At 36.2% G+C, this 22,447-nt stretch carries 18 protein-coding genes; 9 read left to right on the top strand and 9 right to left on the bottom strand.

Annotated features, from left to right (window positions below):
• Nucleotides 1-60: 60 nt before the first annotated feature.
• From rnc to P177_RS19125, 3 genes are all read right to left on the bottom strand, one after another.
• Nucleotides 61-795, bottom strand: coding sequence for a ribonuclease III (gene rnc / locus P177_RS19115; protein WP_036157471.1), 735 nt, complete (start codon nucleotides 793-795; stop codon nucleotides 61-63).
• An 8-nt stretch (nucleotides 796-803) separates the two neighbouring features.
• Nucleotides 804-2,054: a beta-ketoacyl-ACP synthase II gene (gene fabF, locus P177_RS19120; RefSeq protein WP_036157474.1), complete on the bottom strand. Its 1,251-nt coding sequence runs from the start codon at nucleotides 2,052-2,054 to the stop codon at nucleotides 804-806.
• A gap of 107 nt (nucleotides 2,055-2,161) precedes the next feature.
• The gene (locus tag P177_RS19125) at nucleotides 2,162-2,395 is read right to left on the bottom strand and encodes an acyl carrier protein (protein WP_008269813.1); all 234 of its coding nucleotides are present in this window, start codon (nucleotides 2,393-2,395) and stop codon (nucleotides 2,162-2,164) included.
• A gap of 289 nt (nucleotides 2,396-2,684) precedes the next feature.
• Here P177_RS19125 and purN point away from each other — a divergent pair, with 289 nt between their 5' ends.
• From purN to P177_RS19145, 4 genes are all read left to right on the top strand, one after another.
• A complete protein-coding gene (gene purN, locus P177_RS19130) occupies nucleotides 2,685-3,260 on the top strand; it encodes a phosphoribosylglycinamide formyltransferase (RefSeq protein ID WP_036158833.1) in 576 nt (191 codons plus the stop codon).
• Entirely contained in the window at nucleotides 3,260-3,895 is a 636-nt protein-coding gene (locus tag P177_RS19135; RefSeq protein ID WP_036157477.1) for a ribonuclease H1 domain-containing protein, read from the top strand. The genes purN and P177_RS19135 overlap by 1 nt, the downstream gene beginning before the upstream one ends.
• A 114-nt stretch (nucleotides 3,896-4,009) precedes the next feature.
• Nucleotides 4,010-4,936 (top strand): PfkB family carbohydrate kinase, encoded by a 927-nt coding sequence (locus P177_RS19140; protein ID WP_036157480.1) that lies wholly within the window; start codon nucleotides 4,010-4,012, stop codon nucleotides 4,934-4,936.
• A 47-nt stretch (nucleotides 4,937-4,983) separates the two neighbouring features.
• A complete protein-coding gene (locus P177_RS19145) occupies nucleotides 4,984-6,882 on the top strand; it encodes an amidophosphoribosyltransferase (RefSeq protein ID WP_036157483.1) in 1,899 nt (632 codons plus the stop codon).
• An 862-nt stretch (nucleotides 6,883-7,744) separates the two neighbouring features.
• Here the strand turns inward: P177_RS19145 and P177_RS19150 are convergent.
• On the bottom strand, nucleotides 7,745-8,353 hold the full coding sequence (locus P177_RS19150) for a superoxide dismutase (RefSeq protein ID WP_036157486.1): 609 nt from the start codon (nucleotides 8,351-8,353) through the stop codon (nucleotides 7,745-7,747).
• A 118-nt stretch (nucleotides 8,354-8,471) separates the two neighbouring features.
• On the opposite strand from P177_RS19150, the gene P177_RS19155 reads away from it, so the two are divergent.
• From P177_RS19155 to P177_RS19170, 4 genes are all read left to right on the top strand, one after another.
• Entirely contained in the window at nucleotides 8,472-11,567 is a 3,096-nt protein-coding gene (locus P177_RS19155) for a UvrD-helicase domain-containing protein (protein ID WP_036157490.1), read from the top strand.
• Between the two features lie 6 nt (nucleotides 11,568-11,573).
• Entirely contained in the window at nucleotides 11,574-12,767 is a 1,194-nt protein-coding gene (kbl, locus tag P177_RS19160) for a glycine C-acetyltransferase (protein ID WP_036157493.1), read from the top strand.
• A 113-nt stretch (nucleotides 12,768-12,880) separates the two neighbouring features.
• Nucleotides 12,881-14,224 carry an OmpA family protein gene (locus P177_RS19165; RefSeq protein ID WP_036157496.1) on the top strand — a complete coding sequence of 448 codons (1,344 nt, stop codon included), beginning with the start codon at nucleotides 12,881-12,883 and terminating at the stop codon, nucleotides 14,222-14,224.
• 72 nt (nucleotides 14,225-14,296) lie between these two features.
• Nucleotides 14,297-17,041, top strand: a complete 2,745-nt coding sequence (locus P177_RS19170; protein WP_036157499.1) for a PD-(D/E)XK nuclease family protein — start codon at nucleotides 14,297-14,299, stop codon at nucleotides 17,039-17,041.
• 2 nt (nucleotides 17,042-17,043) lie between these two features.
• On the opposite strand, the gene P177_RS19175 is transcribed toward P177_RS19170, so the two are convergent.
• Entirely contained in the window at nucleotides 17,044-17,754 is a 711-nt protein-coding gene (locus P177_RS19175) for an SDR family oxidoreductase (RefSeq protein WP_036157502.1), read from the bottom strand.
• Between the two features lie 116 nt (nucleotides 17,755-17,870).
• Here P177_RS19175 and P177_RS19180 point away from each other — a divergent pair, with 116 nt between their 5' ends.
• Entirely contained in the window at nucleotides 17,871-19,211 is a 1,341-nt protein-coding gene (locus P177_RS19180) for a sugar porter family MFS transporter (protein ID WP_036157504.1), read from the top strand.
• Nucleotides 19,212-19,291: 80 nt separating this feature from the next.
• Here P177_RS19180 and P177_RS19185 read toward each other — a convergent pair whose 3' ends face one another.
• The 4 genes from P177_RS19185 to P177_RS19200 form a co-directional block, all read right to left on the bottom strand.
• Nucleotides 19,292-20,203, bottom strand: a complete 912-nt coding sequence (locus P177_RS19185) for a helix-turn-helix domain-containing protein (protein ID WP_036157508.1) — start codon at nucleotides 20,201-20,203, stop codon at nucleotides 19,292-19,294.
• Between the two features lie 2 nt (nucleotides 20,204-20,205).
• Nucleotides 20,206-20,718 carry a hypothetical protein gene (locus P177_RS19190; protein WP_036157511.1) on the bottom strand — a complete coding sequence of 171 codons (513 nt, stop codon included), beginning with the start codon at nucleotides 20,716-20,718 and terminating at the stop codon, nucleotides 20,206-20,208.
• A gap of 41 nt (nucleotides 20,719-20,759) precedes the next feature.
• Nucleotides 20,760-21,710 (bottom strand): SDR family oxidoreductase, encoded by a 951-nt coding sequence (locus P177_RS19195; protein WP_036157514.1) that lies wholly within the window; start codon nucleotides 21,708-21,710, stop codon nucleotides 20,760-20,762.
• Between the two features lie 136 nt (nucleotides 21,711-21,846).
• Entirely contained in the window at nucleotides 21,847-22,404 is a 558-nt protein-coding gene (locus P177_RS19200; protein ID WP_051941923.1) for a peroxiredoxin family protein, read from the bottom strand.
• Nucleotides 22,405-22,447: the final 43 nt, after the last annotated feature.

Here is a 22,447-nt window from a genome sequence, read left to right on the forward strand (position 1 = left end):
ATTGATAAAAACACATTAAAAGTTAATAAAATGTTAGCTTTCTATCAATTTGTTAAATGATTAATTGCTCATCTTATCCTGTAGCGCAAAAAAGGCTCTTTTAGAAGCTCTTTCTTCAGCTTTCTTCTTTGAGGTTGCCCTTGCTTTTGCTACGACGTTACCCCCTATTGAAAGTCTAACGGCAAAATGTTTTAAGGGATCGTTGCCGGTATCTTCATACACATCAAAATCAAAAGTTTTCTTTTTCTTCTGACACCATTCAATTACCAAGCTCTTATAACTAATTACCCTACCTTCTAATTGCTCAATATCAACATAAGGATCTATGACCCTTTTATTAATAAATTTTTCACAATATTTATAACCACGATCCAGGTAAATTGCGCCCACTAAGGCTTCGAACACATTACCATGAATATTTTGACCAAAGTGCGATCTTGGTATTCTACTTTCTACAAAATTAATCAACCCAAGGTCTTTACCCAGTTCATTTAAATGTTCTCTACTAACAATCTTAGAGCGCATTTTAGTTAGATAACCTTCATCACCTTCAGGAACTTCACTGTAAAGATGCTTAGAAATTATGGTGCCTAGCATAGAATCCCCTAAGAATTCTAACCGTTCATAATTCATAGCATTACCCTCTTCATCTTTTTTATTCATTGACCTATGAAGAAAGGCTTTCTTATAAATTGATAAGGTTTTAGGCTTAAATCCTAAAATCTTGGTAATTCCCAAAAAAAAATCCCCATCCTCTTTTGGATGGGAATTAAATAAGTTTGTGGGAAACGACATAAAACTAATTAATCGATTTTCTTAAAAACTACACATGCATTGTGTCCGCCAAAACCAAATGTGTTACTCATAGCAACTTTAACATCTCGTTTTTGAGCTTTGTTCAATGTAAGGTTTAAACTAGGATCTATATTCTCATCTACCGTGGTATGGTTAATTGTTGGTGGTACAACACCATGTTCCATAGCCAATATTGAAGCGATTGCTTCAATAGCGCCCGCCGCACCTAATAAGTGACCGGTCATAGACTTGGTAGAATTGATATTTATTTTCTTGGCATGCTCACCAAATACCTTGGTAATTGCCTTAAGTTCCGCAACATCACCTAAAGGTGTAGAAGTACCATGTGTATTTATGGCATCTACATCTTCAATTGACATTCCTGCATCTCTTAAACAGTTTTCCATTACCCTGACTACACCAATACCATCTGGGTGTGGCGCAGTCATATGGTAAGCATCACTTGACATACCGCCACCTGCTACTTCCGCATATATTTTTGCTCCTCTTGCAACTGCATGTTCATACTCTTCAAGAACCAAAGCTCCTGCTCCTTCTCCTAAAACAAAACCGTCTCTGGTTGCATCAAAAGGTCTTGAAGCCGTTTCAGGACTATCATTTCTTGTAGACAATGCGTGCATTGCTCCAAAACCACCCATACCTGCAATAGTTACAGCTGCTTCACTACCACCTGTTACAATAACATCACAATGACCTAAACGTATATAGTTTAAGGCATCTATCATTGCATTGGCCGAAGAGGCACATGCTGAAACTGTTGTATAGTTAGGACCCATAAAACCATGTTTTATAGATATGTTACCCGGTGCTATATCAGCAATCATCTTTGGTATAAAGAATGGATTGAATCTTGGTGTACCATCACCATTGGCAAAATTCATGACCTCGTTCTGGAAAGTTTCCAATCCTCCAATTCCTGCTCCCCAAATTACACCAACACGAAATTTATCTACTTTTTCTAAATCTAATTTAGAGTCAAGAATAGCTTCGTCAGAAGATACAAGAGCATACTGTGCAAATCTATCTAACTTACGTCCTTCTTTTCTTTCAAAGTGATCTTCCGTCTTGTAATTCTTTAGCTCACATGCGAATTTTACTTTGAACTTTTCTGTATCGTAATAAGTAATTGGAGCTGAGCCACTTTTACCGTTGACCAGTGCATTCCAATACTCTTCAATATTATTACCTATTGGGGTAAGTGCCCCCAAACCTGTAACTACAACTCGCTTTAACTGCATTTAACTTTATATTTGTTTAAATCTAAACCAAGCGTAAATTAAAAAAAATTATCCATGCGGAGCGTTTACCACATGGATAATTTGAATTCTATTTAAGAAAACATGTTTTACTTCGCTTCTTCTATATAGCTGATGGCTTGACCAACAGTTGCGATATTCTCAGCTTGATCGTCTGGAATTTGAATATCAAATTCTTTTTCGAACTCCATTATCAACTCTACTGTGTCTAATGAATCTGCGCCTAAATCGTTAGTAAAGCTAGCCTCGGTTACCACTTCGTTCTCATCAACTCCTAATTTATCTACGATGATAGCTTTAACTCTTGATGCAATGTCTGACATAATAATATTTGTTTTAAAAATTTAAATTGAAGGCAAAAATAAAAAACTTTGGTTTAATTACACTAATTGTCGTTAAAATGTATGGTAATTTAATAAAATTAAAGACATGTGCTGTAATTTTACCATATTAATATTTTGTTTCGGTAACGTTGATAAAAGGTATTGAAAAGTAGTGAGGTATTAGAACTATAATGTTTATTCGTTTTTTTCTAAATGCTGACAAGCTTTAAATTTGCTTTATTTGCCGACTTTAAATTTATTGTTCGCTCTCTTAAAAAGACCACTTGTATTGAAAACCAAAAAAATTATTCTTTTTGCCTCAGGTTCTGGATCTAATGTTGAAAACATTGCCAATTATTTTATACTCCGCAAAGATGTTACTATATGCTGTGTATTAACTAACAAAAGCGATGCCAAAGTCATTGAACGCTGCAACAGACTTGAAATAAATGCTCTGTTTTTCAACAGACAAGCATTCTCAAAGAGCGACTTTATTCTAAATATGTTACAGTCCTTAGAACCTGACCTTATAGTATTAGCCGGCTTTTTATGGAAAATACCAGAATCTATCACCAATGCTTTCCCTAAGCAGATCATAAATATTCATCCTGCGTTACTACCTAAATATGGCGGTAAGGGCATGTACGGCATGAACGTTCATAATGCCGTTAAGGAAAACAAAGAGACTAAAACCGGTATTACTATACATTATGTAAATGCACATTATGATGAAGGCGCTATCATTAAACAGGCAAAAGCAACTATTGATGAAAACGATACCGCAAATGATATTGCCGCTAAAGTCCACGCATTAGAATATGAGTATTTCCCAAAAGTTATTGACGAAATTTTATCGAAACAATAATGGCGAAAAAGGGAAAATTCTATGTGGTTTGGAAGGGTAAAAAGCCAGGAATCTTTGATTCTTGGAAAGAGTGCAAAAAATCTATTGCCAACTATGCCGGTGCAGAATACAAATCTTTTGAGTCTTTTGACCTCGCCAAAAAAGCCTATAATGGTAATTATGCCGATTTCAAAGGAAAGAAAAAAACAACTTCTACCTTATCTAAAGAAGAACTGGCAAAAATAGGTTTGCCAAATTATCATTCTATTTCTGTTGATGCGGCTTCTAGTGGAAATCCCGGAGTTATGGAATACCAAGGTGTTGATACCAAAACAGGCAAAAAATTGTTTAAACAAGGTCCTTTTCCCCAGGGGACCAATAATATAGGTGAGTTTTTGGCACTAGTTCATGGATTAGCTTTTTTGAAAGAGCGTAATAGCGACCGTATAATCTACACAGATTCAAGAACGGCCATGAGTTGGGTGCGCAAAAAGAAATGCAATACAAAACTAACTGCATCCGCAAAAAACAAAAATCTCTTTGAACTTATAAATAGAGCTGAAGACTGGTTAAAGAAGAATCAATACACTACAGTTATCGTAAAATGGGAAACGAAGGCTTGGGGAGAAATTCCTGCTGATTTTGGTAGGAAATAATTTGCATTTTATATCAACAATTCGCCTTTGATAACTATTACAATTTGTATTTGAAAAACCATTTTAATTAGCCCCTCAAAATCGTATATTTGCAGCTTAAATTTTTACAATTTTATGGGCAAGCTTTTAATAGTAGGTACTGTCGCTTTTGACGCCATTGAAACTCCTTTTGGCAAAACAGATAAAATTTTGGGCGGCGCAGCTACCTATATTGGGTTAGCGGCTTCTCAATTTGAGGTTGATTCAGCCATTATATCTATAGTTGGTGATGATTTACCTCAAGAATATTTAGACCTTTTGACCGATAGAGGTATTGACATTTCTGCATTAGAAATCGTAAAAGGTGGCAAAACGTTCTTCTGGAGCGGTAAATACCATAACGATCTTAATTCTAGAGATACGTTAGCTACTGAACTAAACACTTTAGAAGACTTCAACCCTGTTGTCCCTGAAAATTATAATGATGCTGATGTAGTAATGCTAGGTAATCTTCACCCAATTGTTCAATTAGGTGTCATCAACCAAATGAAAAAACGACCAAATTTAATCATATTGGACACCATGAATTTTTGGATGGACAATGCTTTGAATGATTTAATGGAAGTAATTAAACATATAGATGTATTAACTATTAATGATGAGGAGGCCAGACAATTGACTGGGGAATACTCTTTAGTTAAAGCTGCGCAAAAGATTTTTACCATGGGTCCTAAATATGTGGTGATCAAAAAAGGGGAACACGGTGCTTTATTATTTAATGAAGACCAAATCTTTTTTGCACCGGCATTACCTTTAGAAGAAGTATTTGACCCTACAGGCGCTGGTGATACATTTGCCGGTGGCTTTTCAGGATACCTGGCAGCAACCAATGACAGCTCTTTTGAGAATATGAAGAAAGCTATCATTCACGGTTCTAACTTAGCATCTTTTAGTGTTGAGAAATTTGGAACAGAAAGAATGATCGATTTAGATCGAAAGGAAATTAGAGAAAGACTGCATCAGTTTAAAAAACTGACTCAGTTCGACATAGAATTACAATAATCCCCCTAGCCCCAAAATATTTTGGGGTTTTTTTAATACCAAAAACAATGAGTGACGCAATTAAGCATGAGTGTGGTATTTCTGTAATACGGTTGTTAAAACCTTTAGAGTATTACAAGGAAAAGTATGGAACAGCATTTTATGGTGTAAATAAAATGTATCTAATGATGGAAAAACAGCACAATCGTGGTCAAGATGGTGCAGGTTTTGCCAGTATTAAATTAGATGTAAAAGTAGGGGAACGCTACATGAGCCGCGTACGTTCTTGTCAGCAACAACCTATACAGGATATTTTTGCCCAAATCAACGATCGCATTAACACGGAACTTAAGGAGCACCCTGAATACGAAGATGATGTTGCTTTACAAAAAAAGCATATACCTTATATAGGGGAACTACTTTTAGGACACGTGCGTTACGGTACATTTGGTAAAAATAGTATTGAAAGTGTTCATCCATTCTTAAGACAGAATAACTGGATGCACCGTAACCTTATTGTTGCAGGTAACTTCAATATGACCAATGTTCATGAACTGTTCGACAATCTTATTCAGTTAGGGCAGCACCCAAAAGAAATGGCCGATACGGTTACCGTAATGGAAAAAATAGGTCATTTTCTAGATGATGCCGTTGCTAAATTATATAAGCAGATAAAAAAAGAAGGATACACCAAACAAGAAGCCTCTCCTATTATTGCTGAACGTTTAAAGGTGTATAAAATTTTAAGAAGGGCTGCCAAGAATTTTGATGGCGGTTATGCCATGGCAGGTTTATTAGGTCATGGTGATGCCTTTGTAATGAGAGACCCAAGTGGCATTAGACCTGCTTATTACTATAGAGATGATGAAGTTGTAGTTGTTGCATCAGAAAGACCGGCAATACAAACCGTATTCAATGTACCTTATGACGAGGTTAAAGAATTGGATCCAGGTGCGGCAATTATTATTAAAAAGAACGGCACCAGTGCTATTAAACAAATACAAGAGCCTAAAGAACGTAAAGCCTGTTCTTTTGAGCGTATTTATTTCTCTAGAGGTAGCGATAAAGAAATCTACCAAGAGCGTAAAGCTTTAGGGAAGTTGGTATTCCCTCAAATTTTAGAATCTATTGACGAGGACATCAAAAACACCGTTTTCTCATATATACCAAACACGGCAGAAACTTCTTTCTACGGTATGGTGAAAGAAGCTCAAAACTACCTGAACAAGAAAAAGGAAGAGCAAATATTGGCTTTAGGTACGGGTATTACAGGCGAACAACTTCATGAAATATTAGATGTGCGCCCAAGAATTGAGAAAGTAGCCATTAAAGATGCCAAGCTTAGAACTTTCATAACCCAAGACAGTAGCAGAGATGATTTAGTTGCCCATGTTTACGACATCTCTTATGGTTCAGTAAAAAAAGGTGATAATCTAGTTATCATAGACGATAGTATTGTTCGTGGAACTACACTTAAAAAGAGTATTCTTAGAATATTAGACAGGCTATCTCCTAAAAAGATTATAGTTGTTTCTTCTGCACCACAAATAAGATATCCAGATTGTTATGGTATCGATATGGCAAAACTAGAGGACTTTATTGCATTTAGGGCAGCCTTAGCTTTACACCAGGATAATAATACAATGCATATTGTAGACGAGATATACCAAAAGTGTTTAACGCAGGTTGATAGTCACGACAATGATGTTGTCAACTATGTAAAAGAATTCTACGCTCCGTTTACCGCCAAAGAAATTTCTAAAAAAACCGGTGAACTTTTGAGTCCAGAAGGAATAAATGCTGAAGTTTCCATTATTTACCAAACCATTTCTAGCTTGCATGAAGCTTGCCCAAAAAACTTAGGAGATTGGTATTTCACCGGAAACTACCCAACACCAGGTGGAAATAGAGTGGTTAATAGAGCATTCATAAACTTTTACGAAGGAAACAATGAACGCGCTTATTAAATAATAATTCGATGAAATGCACTTGATTTACGTAGTTCATCGACGAATATAGCATTTTATCGACTGAATAATCGTTTTGACTTAACCCTCGTTACTTTTAAAGCTACCATAGCATAAGTAGGTTAAGTTCATGGTAAGATTTGGGGCAAAAAAGGTGGAGACTTCTCCGCCTTTTTTATTTTCATATTTTTCCTCCTATAGGAGCTGTAATACAATTCTTCACAAAACTCCCTTTAACGTTTTAACGAGACGTTCAACCATTACCTTTCTCAAACATTAATAAGCACATTACCTTTACAGAACCATAGCATAAGTAGGTTAAGTTCATGGTAAGATTTGGGGAAAAAGGCGGAGCATTGCTCCGTCTTTTTATTTTACGGCTAATTCTAAAATCACCTTCCTATAACATCATTCTATTTATTCATGCTAGTAGTACATCTTAAGTTTGTGACGTACAACGATTAGCTTTTTATATAACAGCATATGCCTATACCTTTACAGAACCATAGCATAAGTAGGTTAAGTTCATGGTAAGATTTGGGGAAAAGACGGAGCATTGCTCCGTCTTTTTATTTTATACCAATTGGCTTATAAAACAACTAGTTACCCCATCTAACCTACCCCTAAAAAAACAACCACATCAAAATAAAAGTTTATTTTTTTCTTAAAAATCCTTTTTTTATTTACTCAATACCAGTAATTTAGTATCGCCATAGCATAAGTAGGTTAAGTTTATGGTAAGATTTGGGACGAAAAGGGTGGAGACTTCTCCGCCCTTTTCTATTTTAAAACCAAAAAAACCACTCATGAAAAATTCATAAGTGGTTTCCTACAAGGTAGTTAAGAATATTTCTACTCTTTCTTATTTGTTACTTGCATATCTTTTTGACACTTCATCCCAGTTAATGATATTGAAAAACGCTTCAATATAATCTGGTCTTTTATTTTGGTAATTTAGGTAATATGCATGTTCCCAAACGTCTAAACCTAAGATTGGCTGACCTCCACATTCAACTCCCGGCATTAATGGGTTGTCTTGATTTGGTGTAGAACATACTTCTACTTTACCACCTTTATGAACACATAACCATGCCCAACCAGAACCAAATCTAGTTCCTGCAGCAGTTGTAAACTTATTTTTGAATTCTTCGAAAGAACCAAAAGCGCTATCAATTGCAGCTGCTAATTCACCACTTGGCTTTCCGCCTCCGTTTGGTGATAAGATTGTCCAGAATAAAGAGTGATTGTAAAATCCGCCACCATTATTTCTAACAGCACCGTTACTCATATCCAAACCGGTCAAAATATCTTCAATAGACTTCCCAGCAAGGTCAGTACCTTCTATAGCAGCATTTAACTTAGTTGTATATCCGTTATGATGTTTTGTATGATGTATTTCCATTGTCCTTGCATCAATATGAGGCTCAAGAGCGTCATAAGCGTAAGGCAATTTTGGTAGTTCAAAAGCCATAATTTATGTGTTTTTAGATTAATATTAATTGTATCCCAAAGTTACAATTTTAACATTTATATTCATGTAATAATTTGTTAAGAACTGTACAGGAATCATTAATTTGCAGTAAAAATCAGTGTCCAACAATTCTTTTACCATATATAATGCTTCTGCAGGATCGGGCAAAACTTATGCCCTTGCTAAGGTTTACTTAAAAATTATACTGGCTTCGCCTCAGAATTTCAGAAAAATATTAGCCATCACATTTACCAACAAAGCGGTAAATGAAATGAAGCATAGAATTTTAAATAGCCTGTTCGAGTTTTCAAAAACCACATCTCTTGAGGAAGCCAACCCGTTATTCATAGACATTATCAACGAAACTGACCATACGTTTAAAGAGCTGCCTGCCTTAAGTAAACTGCGGTTAAAACAAATATTACATAACTACGCTTTTTTCGATATTTCTACCATTGATAAGTTTACACACCGTCTTATTAGAACTTTTGCGAAAGATTTAAAGATTCCGCAAAACTTTGAAGTGGTACTAGATGTAGACCTACTTTTACAAGAAGCCGTTGAACGTGTCATTAGTAAAGCAGGTGAAGATCCTGAATTCACAAAGGTGCTTTTAGATTTTGCTTTAGAAAAAATTGAGGACGACAGAAGTTGGGATATTGGATTTGATCTTTTAAAAATAGGTAAACTAATTTTCGATGAAAATAATGCCGAACACCTAAAGCTATTAAAAGATGTTGAACTAGCTGACTTCTTAAAATTACAAGGTCATCTAAAAAAACAAACCAAAAATCTGGAGAAGCGTATAGTTGAACTTGCAACTGCAGCTATTGATACTATCACTGCATCTGGGTTAGACCTCAAAGATTTCCCTAGAGAAACATTACCAAATCATTTTAAAAAAATTATTGCCGGCAACTTTACACCTACGCAACTCTATAATAATAAACTAGAGGACAATTTAATTGAAGGCAAAATTGTAAAAGCTACCGTTAAAAACGCACCAGAAGATTTGGCTCCACAACTTCTTCAGCACTACCAAGCCATAAAGCAACTGATCTACAAAAGGGGATTGTATGCAAATATCAATAGAAACATTATTCCCTTTGCACTGTTAAATGCAATTCAAAAAGAGCTAAAGATTATTCAAGAAGAAAAAGACCAATTGTCCATTTCTGAATTTAACACCTTAATTGCAAAAGAAGTAAAGAATCAACCCGCTCCGTTTATTTATGAAAGACTTGGAGAAAAATACCGCCATTACTTCATAGATGAATTTCAAGACACCTCACAAATGCAATGGGAAAACCTCATTCCTTTAATAGGGAGTGCCATGGAAGGTGAAGATGAATTAGGTAGCACTGGATCTTTATTTTTGGTAGGAGACCCAAAACAAGCCATTTATAGATGGCGCGGTGGCAAAGCTGAACAGTTTCTAGAATTGGCCACACACCAAACACACCCGTTTACCATCCAATCAGACCTGGTAACCTTACCAAAAAACTATAGAAGTTATGCGGAAGTCATCAACTTCAACAACAACTTTTTTCAAAGCATAAGTCCGTTTTTAGAGAATGATATTTATCAAGAATTCTTTAAAATTGGAAATACACAAGAAACCAACCATAAAGAAGGTGGCTATGTTCATATCTCATTGTTAGAAGAAGATAACGATGAGGAGTATGCAGCAAGTACATTAGCAACTATCCAACAATGTCTGGACCAAGGCTATACCTATAGTGATATCTGTATTATCATTAGAAAGAAAAAGCATGGTCTTCTGTTGGCAGATTTTTTAATGCAGCACAACATACCTGTTGTTTCCTCAGATTCTTTATTGTTAAGCGAAAGTACCAAAGCCAATTTCTTGGTACAGCTAATTAGGTATATGGTTCAACCAACAGAACAAGAGATACAATATGAGATTTTGAATTTTCTGTCTGAAGGAAAAAAAGATAAACATGCATATATCTATGAAAATTTAGGCAAGCTAGACGCCCACCTATTAGAAACTTATGGATTTGATGCTTCTAAACTAAGGCAAACTTCGGTTTTTGACGGATTGGCATATGCCATAAAAACCTTTGACCTTATCCCTACTTCAGACGCGCATCTTTCTGCTTTTATGGATCTTGTTTTTGACGTTGAGCAGAAATATGGCTCAGATATGCAATCTTTCTTAGATTATTGGGACAAGAAAGGTAATTCAGCAAGCATAAGCACACCAGAAAATATGGAATCGGTACAGATTATGACCATCCACAAATCTAAAGGTTTGGAATTTCCAGTGGTTATCTTCCCTTATGCCGATTCTAATGTGTACGAAGAAATTGACCCAAAATTATGGCTTCCAGTAAACAAAGAGGAATTCCTTAGCTTTTCAGAAGTGCTTATCAATAAAAAGCAAGAAGTTCAACAATACGGCGAATTAGAATCTCTGCTCTATGAAATTGATCATCAGAAATTACAGCTAGATGCTTTCAACCTTTTATACGTAGTACTTACCAGAGCGGTTAAAGCCCTGTTCATTATAAGTGCCAATAAACTTGATAAAAAAGGTGAACATAATACCAATTACTATTCTGGTTTGTTCATTCATTTCTTAAAAAGCATTGGCGAATATCAACAAGATAAACTATCGTATGATTTTGGTGAACTAATGCCACAAACCGCTAAAGAACAAACTAATACCGATCAACTAACTATACCATATATATATACCAATAAAGATAGGCCCGATTTTAAGATACTTGCCTTGGCAGGTACTTTATGGGATGAAGGATTAGATGTTGCCATAAACCAAGGTAATATCATACATTATATATTAGGGGCTATTTACACGACTTCCAATTTAGATAGAGCCGTACAAATGGCTCTGCAAAAAGGATTGATCAAAGAGCAAGAAGTAAACGGGATAAAGGAAATTGTAAAAAAGGTCATCTTTCACAAAGATTTGACGCAATTTTACCAAAATGATGTAGAGGTACTAAATGAACGCGACTTGTTACTAGATGATGGAACCGTTCAAAGACCTGACAGGGTGGTGTTAAAAAACAACCATGCCACAATTATCGATTATAAAACAGGGGAACGGAACCCCGTTTATCATCATCAAATAAATGCATATGCTCAGAGTTTTGAAAATATGGGCTACACCATTGATCACAAAATCATCGTATACATTAATACAGAAATAGAATTAGATTATATATAAAGGAATATGTACGGAAAAATCAAAGAACATTTACAGCAAGAAATTGACAACATTAAAAATGACGGACTCTTTAAAGAGGAAAGAATTATTGTTTCTCCGCAAGATGCGGTCATTAAAATTGATACGGGAAAAGAAGTTATTAATTTCTGTGCCAATAATTATTTAGGACTATCATCTCACCCAGATGTTATACAAGCCGCTAAAGATGCTATGGACACTCATGGCTTTGGCATGTCTTCTGTTCGATTTATTTGTGGTACACAAGATATACACAAAACCCTAGAACAAAAGATAGCACATTTCTATGGCACGGAAGACACCATATTATATGCAGCAGCCTTTGATGCAAATGGCGGTGTATTTGAACCTTTGCTTACCGCCGAAGATGCTATTATATCAGATTCTTTGAATCACGCCTCTATTATTGACGGTGTTCGTCTATGTAAAGCAAAACGTTACCGTTACGCCAACAGCGATATGGCAGATTTGGAAGCACAACTGATCAAAGCAAATGAAAACGGAGCTCGATTTAAAATTATTGTTACAGATGGTGTATTCTCTATGGACGGTATTGTAGCTCCTTTAGATAAAATATGTGATCTAGCCGATAAGTATGATGCTTTAGTGATGATCGATGAATGCCATGCTACCGGATTTATTGGTGAAAAAGGAAAAGGAACCTTAGAGGAAAAAGGAGTAATGGGTAGAATTGATATAATTACCGGAACCCTAGGTAAGGCATTAGGTGGCGCCATGGGCGGTTACACTACCGGAAAAAAAGAAATTATCACGCTATTAAGACAGCGCTCCAGACCTTACTTATTCTCCAACTCTTTAGCACCAGCTATTGTAGGCGCATCTATTAAGGTGTTTGATATGCTAGAGAACGATACTTCTTTACGGGATAAGTTGCAAGAAAACACTGCATACTTTAAAAAAGGTATTAAAAATGCAGGCTTTGACATTGTTGACGGAGATTCTGCAATTGTTCCCGTAATGTTATACGATGCCAAATTATCGCAAGATATGGCCAACAAATTATTGGAAAAGGGTATTTACGTTATTGGTTTCTTCTACCCTGTAGTGCCAAAAGGCAAGGCCCGTATTAGGGTTCAACTATCTGCAGCACACACTAAAGAACATTTAGATACCGCTATTAAGGCATTTACAGAAGTTGGAAAAGAATTAAAAATCGTTTAAATGCAGTATTTAATCTATTAAATGCGCAAAAAAAAATAGGAAATTGATTTTGTTAATAATATTTAACAAGTTACATTTGCAGCTAATAAACACTTAAACTTAAAATTTAATACATGAAACATCTTAGCAAATTATTGGCGGTTGCCCTACTTGTAGTAGGTATCAACAGCATACAAGCGCAAGACGAGAATAACCCTTGGCAAGTGCAATTTGGGGTTAATGCCATTGACGTATATCCAACTTCGGATGTAAGTTCTTTCGGTAACGAATTCTTCAATGTGAACGATCACTGGAACATTTTACCTTCTATCTCTTATGTAGGAGTATCTAAGTCAATAGGAGATGGTTTCTCTGTTGGTGCAAGAGGTTCTCTTAACAAAATCAGCAAATTAGGTGATACTAGCGTTGACGATTTATCTCACTACGCTATAGATGGTACAATTAAATATGATATCATAAAAAGACAAACTGTTATCGATCCTTTCGTAGAAATCGGTGGTGGTTATACTTGGATCGATGAAATCGGTGCTGGTACTGCAAATGGTGGTATTGGTGTAAACATCTGGTTTTCTGAAAACTTAGGTCTTACATTACAATCTTCTTATAAGCATGCTTTCGAAGATTACTTAGCTCCTCACTTCCAACACTTAGCTGGTATTTCAGTTAAATTTGGTGGTACTGATACTGATGGTGACGGTGTTTACGATAAAGATGATGCTTGTCCAGAAGTTGCTGGTCTTGAAGCATTCAACGGTTGTCCTGATTCTGACGGAGATGGCATCGAAGACAGCAAAGATGCTTGTCCTAACGAAGCTGGTTCTAAAGAAATGAACGGATGTCCTGATGCTGACGGTGACGGTGTTGCTGATAAAGATGATGCTTGTCCTAACGAAGCTGGTCTTCCTGCTTTAGCTGGTTGTCCTGATGCTGATGGTGACGGTGTTGCTGATAAAGATGACGCTTGTCCTTCTGAAGCTGGTCCTGCTGAAAACAAAGGTTGTCCTTGGGCTGATAAAGACGGTGACGGTGTACTTGACAAAGATGATCAATGTCCAGATGTTGCTGGTACAGTAGCTAACGCTGGTTGTCCTGAAGTAACTGAAGAAGTTCAAAAGCAATTGAACGATTACGCTAGAACTATCTTATTTGATACTGGTAAATCTTCTATCAAAGCTGAGTCTACTTCTGTAATGGTTGACATTATCACAATCCTTAAAGAATACCCTAACGCTAAGTTTACTGTTGAAGGTCATACTGACAGCGTAGGTAGCGAAAAATTAAACCAAAGCCTTTCTGAGTCAAGAGCTCTTTCTGTAAAAGAATTCTTAGTAGACAAAGGAATCGAAGAGTTTAGATTATCTGCTGTAGGATACGGTGAGTCTAAGCCAATGGCTACAAACAATACAAGAGCTGGTAGAGCTCAAAACAGAAGGGTAGAAATTAACTTAGTAAAATAAGTTTAATAAAAACCTAAGTGTTTTAATAAATAAAAGCTCCGCAATATTGCGGAGCTTTTTTATTTTTACACCATGCAGAGCTTTATAAAAGATGTAGTACAAGAAGTAATAAAGAATAACCCAGATACTGGTAACGTAGTTTTTATACTACCCAGTAAACGTGCAGGTGTTTTTCTCAAAAAAATACTAGCACAATCTCTCACCAATACAGTACTTGCTCCAGAAATCTACAGTATTGAAGATTTCATTGAAAAGGTCTCTAACCTAGTTACCGCAAATACGACCACACAATTATTTGAACTCTATAATGCCTATTTGAAAGTGGGCGATTATGAAAAGGAATCCTTTGATTCTTTTTTAAAATGGGGACAGATCCTTTTGCAAGATTTTAATGAAGTAGACCGTTACTTAGTTGACGCATCTACCCTTTACCAAAATGTTGCCGCTATACAAGAGGTCAACCACTGGTCATTGAACCCTGATAATTCTGAAATGATAGAAAACTATCTTCATTTCTGGAGATATCTAGAAGGTATATACAATCAATTTAATAACAGCTTACTTGAACAAGGTCTAGGGCACCAAGGTCTTATTTATAAAACCTCGGTATCAGAATTGCCAAACTACCTCAACAATACTAATAAGAAACATATATTCTTAGGTTTCAATGCACTTAACACTGCAGAAAGTATACTGATCCAAACCATTCTTGAAAAAACAGATGCTTCCATTTATTGGGATATTGATCCTTACTTTTTACAAGACAACATTCATGATGCAGGTTTTTTTATACGCAACTATAAAAGCTCTTGGAATATTTTAAAAGACAAGCCTCTTGCAGGACTCACCAATTACTACAATACCAAAAAGAATATTGAGATTATTGGTGTACCAAAAAATATCTCACAAGTAAATTATGTGGGTGATTTATTGTACAAAATTCAGAATGACTCACCAGATGCTCTACGCAATGCTGCTATTGTACTTGGTAATGAAGAATTATTAAATCCGTTATTAAATTCTATACCCAATAATATACCAGCTACCAATATTACCATGGGTCAAAAGTTAGCATCTACTACTTTGGCTAGCTTTTTTACCAACCTTATAGAGTTTCATGAACAAAAGACCGAAAAAGGATGGTTCTACAAGCACTTGCTTAATCTTTTGACACATTCGTATGCTGTACTTTTATTTGACGCAAATGAAGTCTCTACAGACAGTTTAATATCAAAAATTAAAACAAATAACTGGTCATATATCACCAATGCACAAATACGTGAACTATTACCAGAAAATGCAGCAATCAACTTACTGTTCGAAGATGTAAAGAATAACCCGAATCGACTTATAGATAATTTTTTAGCTCTTATTGAAGCCATAAGAGTTATAGACGTAGTAAAAGAAAATTCTCTTTTGTTAGAGCAGCTTTATAAATTCTTTACACTATTTAATCAGCTAAAGGATCTTTGTAACAGTTTTACCTATATAAATAATTTAAAAAGTTTAAAACATCTATTTTCACAGTTGTTAAGCTCAGAAACTTTAGATTTTCAGGGGAATCCTATTGAAGGCATTCAAATTATGGGAATGCTAGAAAGTCGCTTGTTAGATTTTGAAACTATTATCATCACTTCTGTAAACGAAGGCGTATTACCTTCAGGTAAATCTAACAATTCATTTATTCCGTACGATCTAAAAATCAAAAACGGATTACCTACCTATAAAGAGAAAGATGCTGTTTATACGTATCACTTCTATCGCTTACTACAACGTGCCAAAAATGTATATATACTGTACAATACCGAACCAGATGCATTAGAAGGCGGAGAACGAAGTCGATTGATTACACAGTTATTGACAGATGATAATAGAACAAATATTAAATCTTTTATAGCTACACCAACTATACAACCTATAACCAAAGAAATTGAACAGGTAGAAAAAACCACTTCCCTGGCTGCGCTTATACAAGACAAAGCTAGAAAAGGTTTTTCTCCTAGCTCACTTAGTAACTACATTAGAAACCCTATCGATTTCTACAAGCAGAATTTATTAAACATTAATGAGGTATTACAAGTAGAAGAAACCTTAGCGCCCAATACTTTCGGTACCATTGTACATGATAGTTTAGAAGAACTGTATACACCTTTAATTGGTAAACCGCTTACGGCAGATCTACTAAATGGCATTCGAAAAGGAATACCTACCATTGTCGCTCAGAATTTTGAAAAAACCTTTAAAGATGGAAACATTAGTTCTGGTAAAAACTACATTTCTTTTCATGTTATTCTTAAATACATACAAACATTTATTGATGTTGAGGTAAAAGAACTTGCCGACCATAGTATTACCATTATTGCATTAGAGCAAGCGCTATCAGTGCCTTTAGAAGTTGCCGGATTAGATTTCCCTATCATCTTAAAAGGAAAATTAGACCGTGTAGATGAATATGACGGTATAACCCGTATCATAGATTATAAAACCGGGAAAGTAGAACGCCGTAATGTAGAGATTGTAGAATGGGATGTTTTGACCGATGAATATCAGTACAGTAAGGCGTTTCAGTTGCTTTGCTACGGATTGATGTATTCTAAAACACATCCTACAGAAAACTTATCTATTCAGGCAGGTATTATCTCTTTAAAGAATTTTGCAGAAGGTACGTTGTTATTTGCACAAAAAGAATCTGCCCGATCAACCACAAAAAACCATATTATCACTAATGAGGTCATCTCTGATTTCGAGCAGATTCTTGGTCAGTTAATTACAGAAATCTGTAATGCTGACATTCCATTTACAGAAAAAGAAGTGTAATACTACTTCTTGTCTGGTCTTGTAGGCCTTACCTCAATTTTACTAGGCAAGGTTCTTTTGTTCATTTGTAATAAGTCTAACACCAATTCACCAATATCTTCCGGTTGAATTTTCCATGCATCTTTTTCATCTGGTTCGTTGTTATTAAAATGTGTTGCCACAGAACCTGGCATTATAGTAGACACTTTAATATCATACTTTCTTAAATCTAACATTGCAGCTTGCGTAAAACCAACTACCCCAAATTTAGAAGCATTGTACCCAGCTGCTTTTGCGAAGAAATTGGTACCTGCCAAACTTGCCAATGTAATGTAATACCCTTTAGACTTCTTTAATTCTTCTACAGATGCTTTTAGCGTATGAAATGCACCGTTAAGGTTGGTATCTATCATTTGGTGCCATTCATCATCCGTCATTTCATCAATAGGCGCAAAGTTACCAACTCCGGCATTTGCCAAAACCACATCTACTTGTCCCCACTTCTCTATTATTTTAGCAACGGCATTTTTCTCATCTGCCATTATTGCTACGTCAGAAACAATGCCCAAAACATCATCGTTATTAAAATCTTTTAACGCCTGATTTACACTTTCTTGAGACCTACCGCTAATGGCAACTCTCATGCCTTGTTTCAATAATGTTTGTGCTACTGCAAATCCTATTCCCTTGGTGCCTCCTGTGATATAGGCTACTTTATTTTTTAAATCTTTCATCGTTCAATTTTTAATAATATCACAAGTTAGCGATTCTCTATTTTTTTTGTTGTCCTTTTAGATTAAGATTTAACGGTTTTGATTCGTTATATTTAACTACAACTTAATACTCAACAATGAACAGAATTATCATTTGGTCAATAACCGTGGCCCTCGCAGGATTTTTATTTGGATTCGATACTGTTGTCATCAGCGGCGCAAACGAACCTATCAAACAAATCTGGAACACATCACCTTTATTTCACGGCACCTTTATTATGAGTATGGCACTATGGGGTACTGTTGTAGGCTCTCTTTTTGGCGGTATCCCTACCAAAAACTTAGGTCGTAAAAAGACCTTACTCTGGGTGGGGGTTCTATTCTTGGTTTCTGCCCTTGGCTCTGCCTTGGCCCAAGACCCTTATTCCTTCTCCATATTTCGTTTTATTGGTGGTGTGGGTGTTGGTATCTCATCTGTTGCAGCACCTATTTATATCTCTGAAATTACATCAAAAGAGAATCGTGGTAAACTTGGCGGACTCTACCAGTTCTGGTTGGTATTTGGTATTCTACTTGCTTTTGTTTCTAACTGGTTGCTTAAAGGATTTGACGGAGAAAATGATTGGCGTTGGATGTTGGGCGTAGAAGCTATACCCGCATTTATATATACCTTAATGGTGTTTACCGTACCGGAAAGCCCCAGATGGTTGGCGCTACACAAAAAGGATGATGCTGGTGCATTGAAAATATTAGAGATCATATACTCAAAAGAAAAAGCGGCACAGCAGCTGACAGAGATAAAAACGGACCTTAAACATACAACTAAAAGCGAAAAATTATTTCAAAAGAAATATTCTAAAGTTCTTTGGCTGGCTTTTTTTATTGCATTTTTCAACCAGCTTTCTGGTATTAACTTTGTACTATATTATGCTCCTGAAATACTAGAACAGGCAGGGCTGGGAGGTAAGGAATCTTTATTTAATTCCATCGCCATTGGTATTGTAAATCTCGTATTCACCTTTATTGGAATACGCTTGTTAGATAAATTGGGCAGGCGCCAATTGATTATCATTGGGTCTATTGGCTACATTATAAGTTTGATTATGGTGGGACTCTGTTTTCAGATGGATTTAGGTTCTACCCTAACATTAACCTTCATCTGTACATTTGTTGCCTCTCATGCCATTGGGCAAGGTGCGGTAATATGGGTGTTTATCTCTGAGATATTCCCTAACAGTGTTCGTGCTTACGGGCAATCTTGGGGTGTTAGCGTTCATTGGGTATTTGCAGCGATTATTACGTTGATCACTCCGTTTTTCTTGGATGCTACAGAGGGAGTTTTAAAAGACCAAGTGTGGTATATCTATTACTTCTTCTGCGCAATGATGGTATTCCAACTTATTTGGGCAATTACCAAAATGCCGGAAACCAAAGGGGTTTCTTTAGAGGAATTGAGTAAAGAACTGGTGAAGGAGTAAGCTCATAAGGCTAAAATATAACAGCCCTTATTACCTGCATAATAAGGGCTGTTTACAACCTAAACAATACTAAAACCTGTTTAGTTCATTTTATATTTTTCTCTGTATTCCGTTGGGCTAACACCTTCTTTCTTTTTGAACAACCTTGAGAAATAGTGTGGATATTCAAAACCCAGTTCATAGGCTACCTCAGCAATACTCTTATGAGGTTGTAGCAACATATTCTTGGCTTCGTCTATCAATAACAATTGCAAATGCTCTGTTGTGGTCTTACCGGTTTCCTTTTTTAAGGTGTCACTAAGATAGCGCTGAGAAACGGACATATTATTTGCTATCTGCTCAATACTGGGAATACCGTTTTCCTGTAATTCACCAGATGCAACATACTTCGACAGTTGTTCATTAAACTGCTCCAATAAACTCGTAGAAAGCTCCTTTCTGTTAACGAACTGCCTTTCATAAAAACGATTGGCATATTTCAACAAGGTACTTAACTGCGAGATGATGATGTCTTTGCTGAATTCATCTTGATTGTTCTGATATTCTATTTCAATATTCTCGACAATGGATTCTATCTGCTTTTCTTCTTTTGGTGAAAGGTGCAAGGCTTCATTGACCGAATACGAAAAGAATCCATACTTCTTGATCTGATGCGCCAAATCCGTTCCCTTTAAAAAGTCTTCGTGAAAATTGATCGAAAAACCTTTTTGTTCAAATACCACCGCCTTAGTCCATTGCAATACTTGTCTAGGCGCAATAAAAAATAAGGCTCCGTTATTAAAATCGTAATTGGTACGACCGTAGTTTAAATTGCCATCTACTATCTTTTTGAAGCTAATGGTATAGCAATCGTTGGTAATTGGTGGCGAACTTTCTTTTGGGCAAGGTAAGAATCCGTCGCCCGTGGCTGAGAACACACTTAACATAGGGTGCTCGGGTCTTGGGAGTTCTAAATAAGCCAAGTATTCCGATAAGGTTTTAAAATGCTGCATAACTACTTCTTCAATTCTTTTTCCGCTGCCAATAACTGTTTATTATACCCGTCTATTCTGGCATGTGCGGTACCGTCAACCAACAAAATAACCATCAACATGGCAATTGCGGTTATGGTACTTGCCCTCCAAATTGGGGTGCTTACAAATAGGATTACCAATGCACATGCTATGATAAGTAAAGGAATTACTTTAAAAACAATAGTATCATATTCCTTTAAGGTAGCCTCGGCACGCGCTAATTCACTGTCTACAAATGCAACGGCATCTGCATGATATGCATTTTCAAATTGCGTGACCCTTGCTTTGTTGGTAAAAAACAAACCCAGACCAATGATTAAAAGTAAACTGCCCGCAACCAATGTTGGTATAATGTAGGCTCTAGCCATATCTGTTTTCCCCAATTGCCAAAAGCCAACGCTTGCTACTAAAAATGCCATACCGAAGAGCATGAAAAACGGCGTTGAAAAAAGTTCGGCCTTTGCCCAATCTGTTGCTGCCTTTAATATATCCATAGCTGATGTTTTAAAGTGTTATACTAAGGTTGTTTACTAATTTACAAATTCCAAGTTATACCTGTTTCCTTTTCAGATAACTCCCAAAGCCTTTCCATAACCGCTTTGTCTTTGGCATGCGGTTCTAATTTGCACTCACCTACCGGACCTGTCCAATAATTTTTACCTGTTGGTCCGTAAAAAGCCTCTTGATCCAAATCTGGTTCTGTAGCACACATCAATTCTGGGTACGCCCCCTTTTCTGCCGATTGTACCATTGGTGTCAGTTTCATAATCTGCCAAATGAACCTGGTCAACAAACTTCCACTGGTTTTAATAAGCGATGTAGATGAAGCACCTGGGTGGCAGGCATATGCCTTAACATTTGTTTTACCTGCCTTTTTCAATCTATCTTGTAATTCATAAACCGTCATCATCTGCGCCAGTTTGCTTTGACTGTAAACTGCATTCGGATTATAATTCTTGTCCCAGTTCATATCATTAAACTGTATGGTCTTGATGCCCATATTATACCCCATACTGCCAACAGTTACAAAACGCCCCTCAGATTCCTCTATGCGCGGATATAACAATGCCTGCAATAAGAAATTACCGTAGTGGTTTACACCTAACTGACTTTCAAATCCATCTTCGGTAAACGTTTGTTTGGGCACTTGGGCAATGGCGGCATTACATAACAAAGCATCTATTTGTGATACGGTTCTTAGCACCTCATCTGCGGCTTTTTTTACGGAAGCCAATGATGCCAAGTCCATTTCTATATTGCTTACCGGTATGGCTCTACCCAATTCTTCTTGTAAGGTTGCTATAGTATCTGCAGCCTTTTTTGGGTTACGGTTCACCATCACCACTTTTGCGCCTTTAGACAACAGTATCCTTGCCGACTCAAAACCGGTACCACTGGTAGTGCCCGTAATTAAGAATGTTTTGCCTTTAAGGCTTTTTATTCTAGCGGGTGTCCACCCTTGTTTGCCAAATTGTGTTGTACTCATTATATCCTATTTTTTATATGTCTAAAGAATAGGACAAAGGTAAAATGGAGGATAGGCTTTTGCCTTACACACATTTTCGAATCTTGTGTACTTTTTGGTGGGGATTCGTTTGTTAGTGGGATAGTGAGACTATTACTTATAAATCCTTTACTAGGTAAGCTAGTTCGTTATTTAAACTTTCCGTTTTTCCACCACAACTGCTGAAAATCACTTTTCCTTCTGGGTCAATGATGATTTTTGCAGGAGTGCAAAAAATGTTCAGGTCTAGTTTCTCTTGCTTTTGCATAGACCAATTCTTTGTGTTATCAATCTGATTGAAATGAATATCGCACTTAGCCAACATACCACGTAATTCTTCCTCGCTTTCTATAAGCCCTTCAATAACTCCTACAAAGGTAACCTTGCCTTTGAACCTACTATAGGTTTCATTTAATTCGGCAACCATATCATAGGTTTCACTGCTTTTTAAATAACTTTTATCATATATAAACAACACCAAATAGCCACCTTTATGATCGGCAGAATCAAAGATATTGCCGTTTATGGTTTGTACCCTAAAATCTTCTGGAGCTTCATTTAAAGTCATATTTACTTCAATAGACGTAGATTCTATTGGGGTATACACTTTCTTTTCTTCTTTACAGGAAAAGCATATGAAGGCAATACAGACTATGACTAAAATTTTAAAACTCATAAGATAACAACTATATGATTCAGTAAACATTGCTTTAGACATG

It is taken from the genome of Maribacter forsetii DSM 18668 (genome assembly GCF_000744105.1).
Taxonomy (GTDB): Bacteria; Bacteroidota; Bacteroidia; order Flavobacteriales; family Flavobacteriaceae; genus Maribacter; species Maribacter forsetii.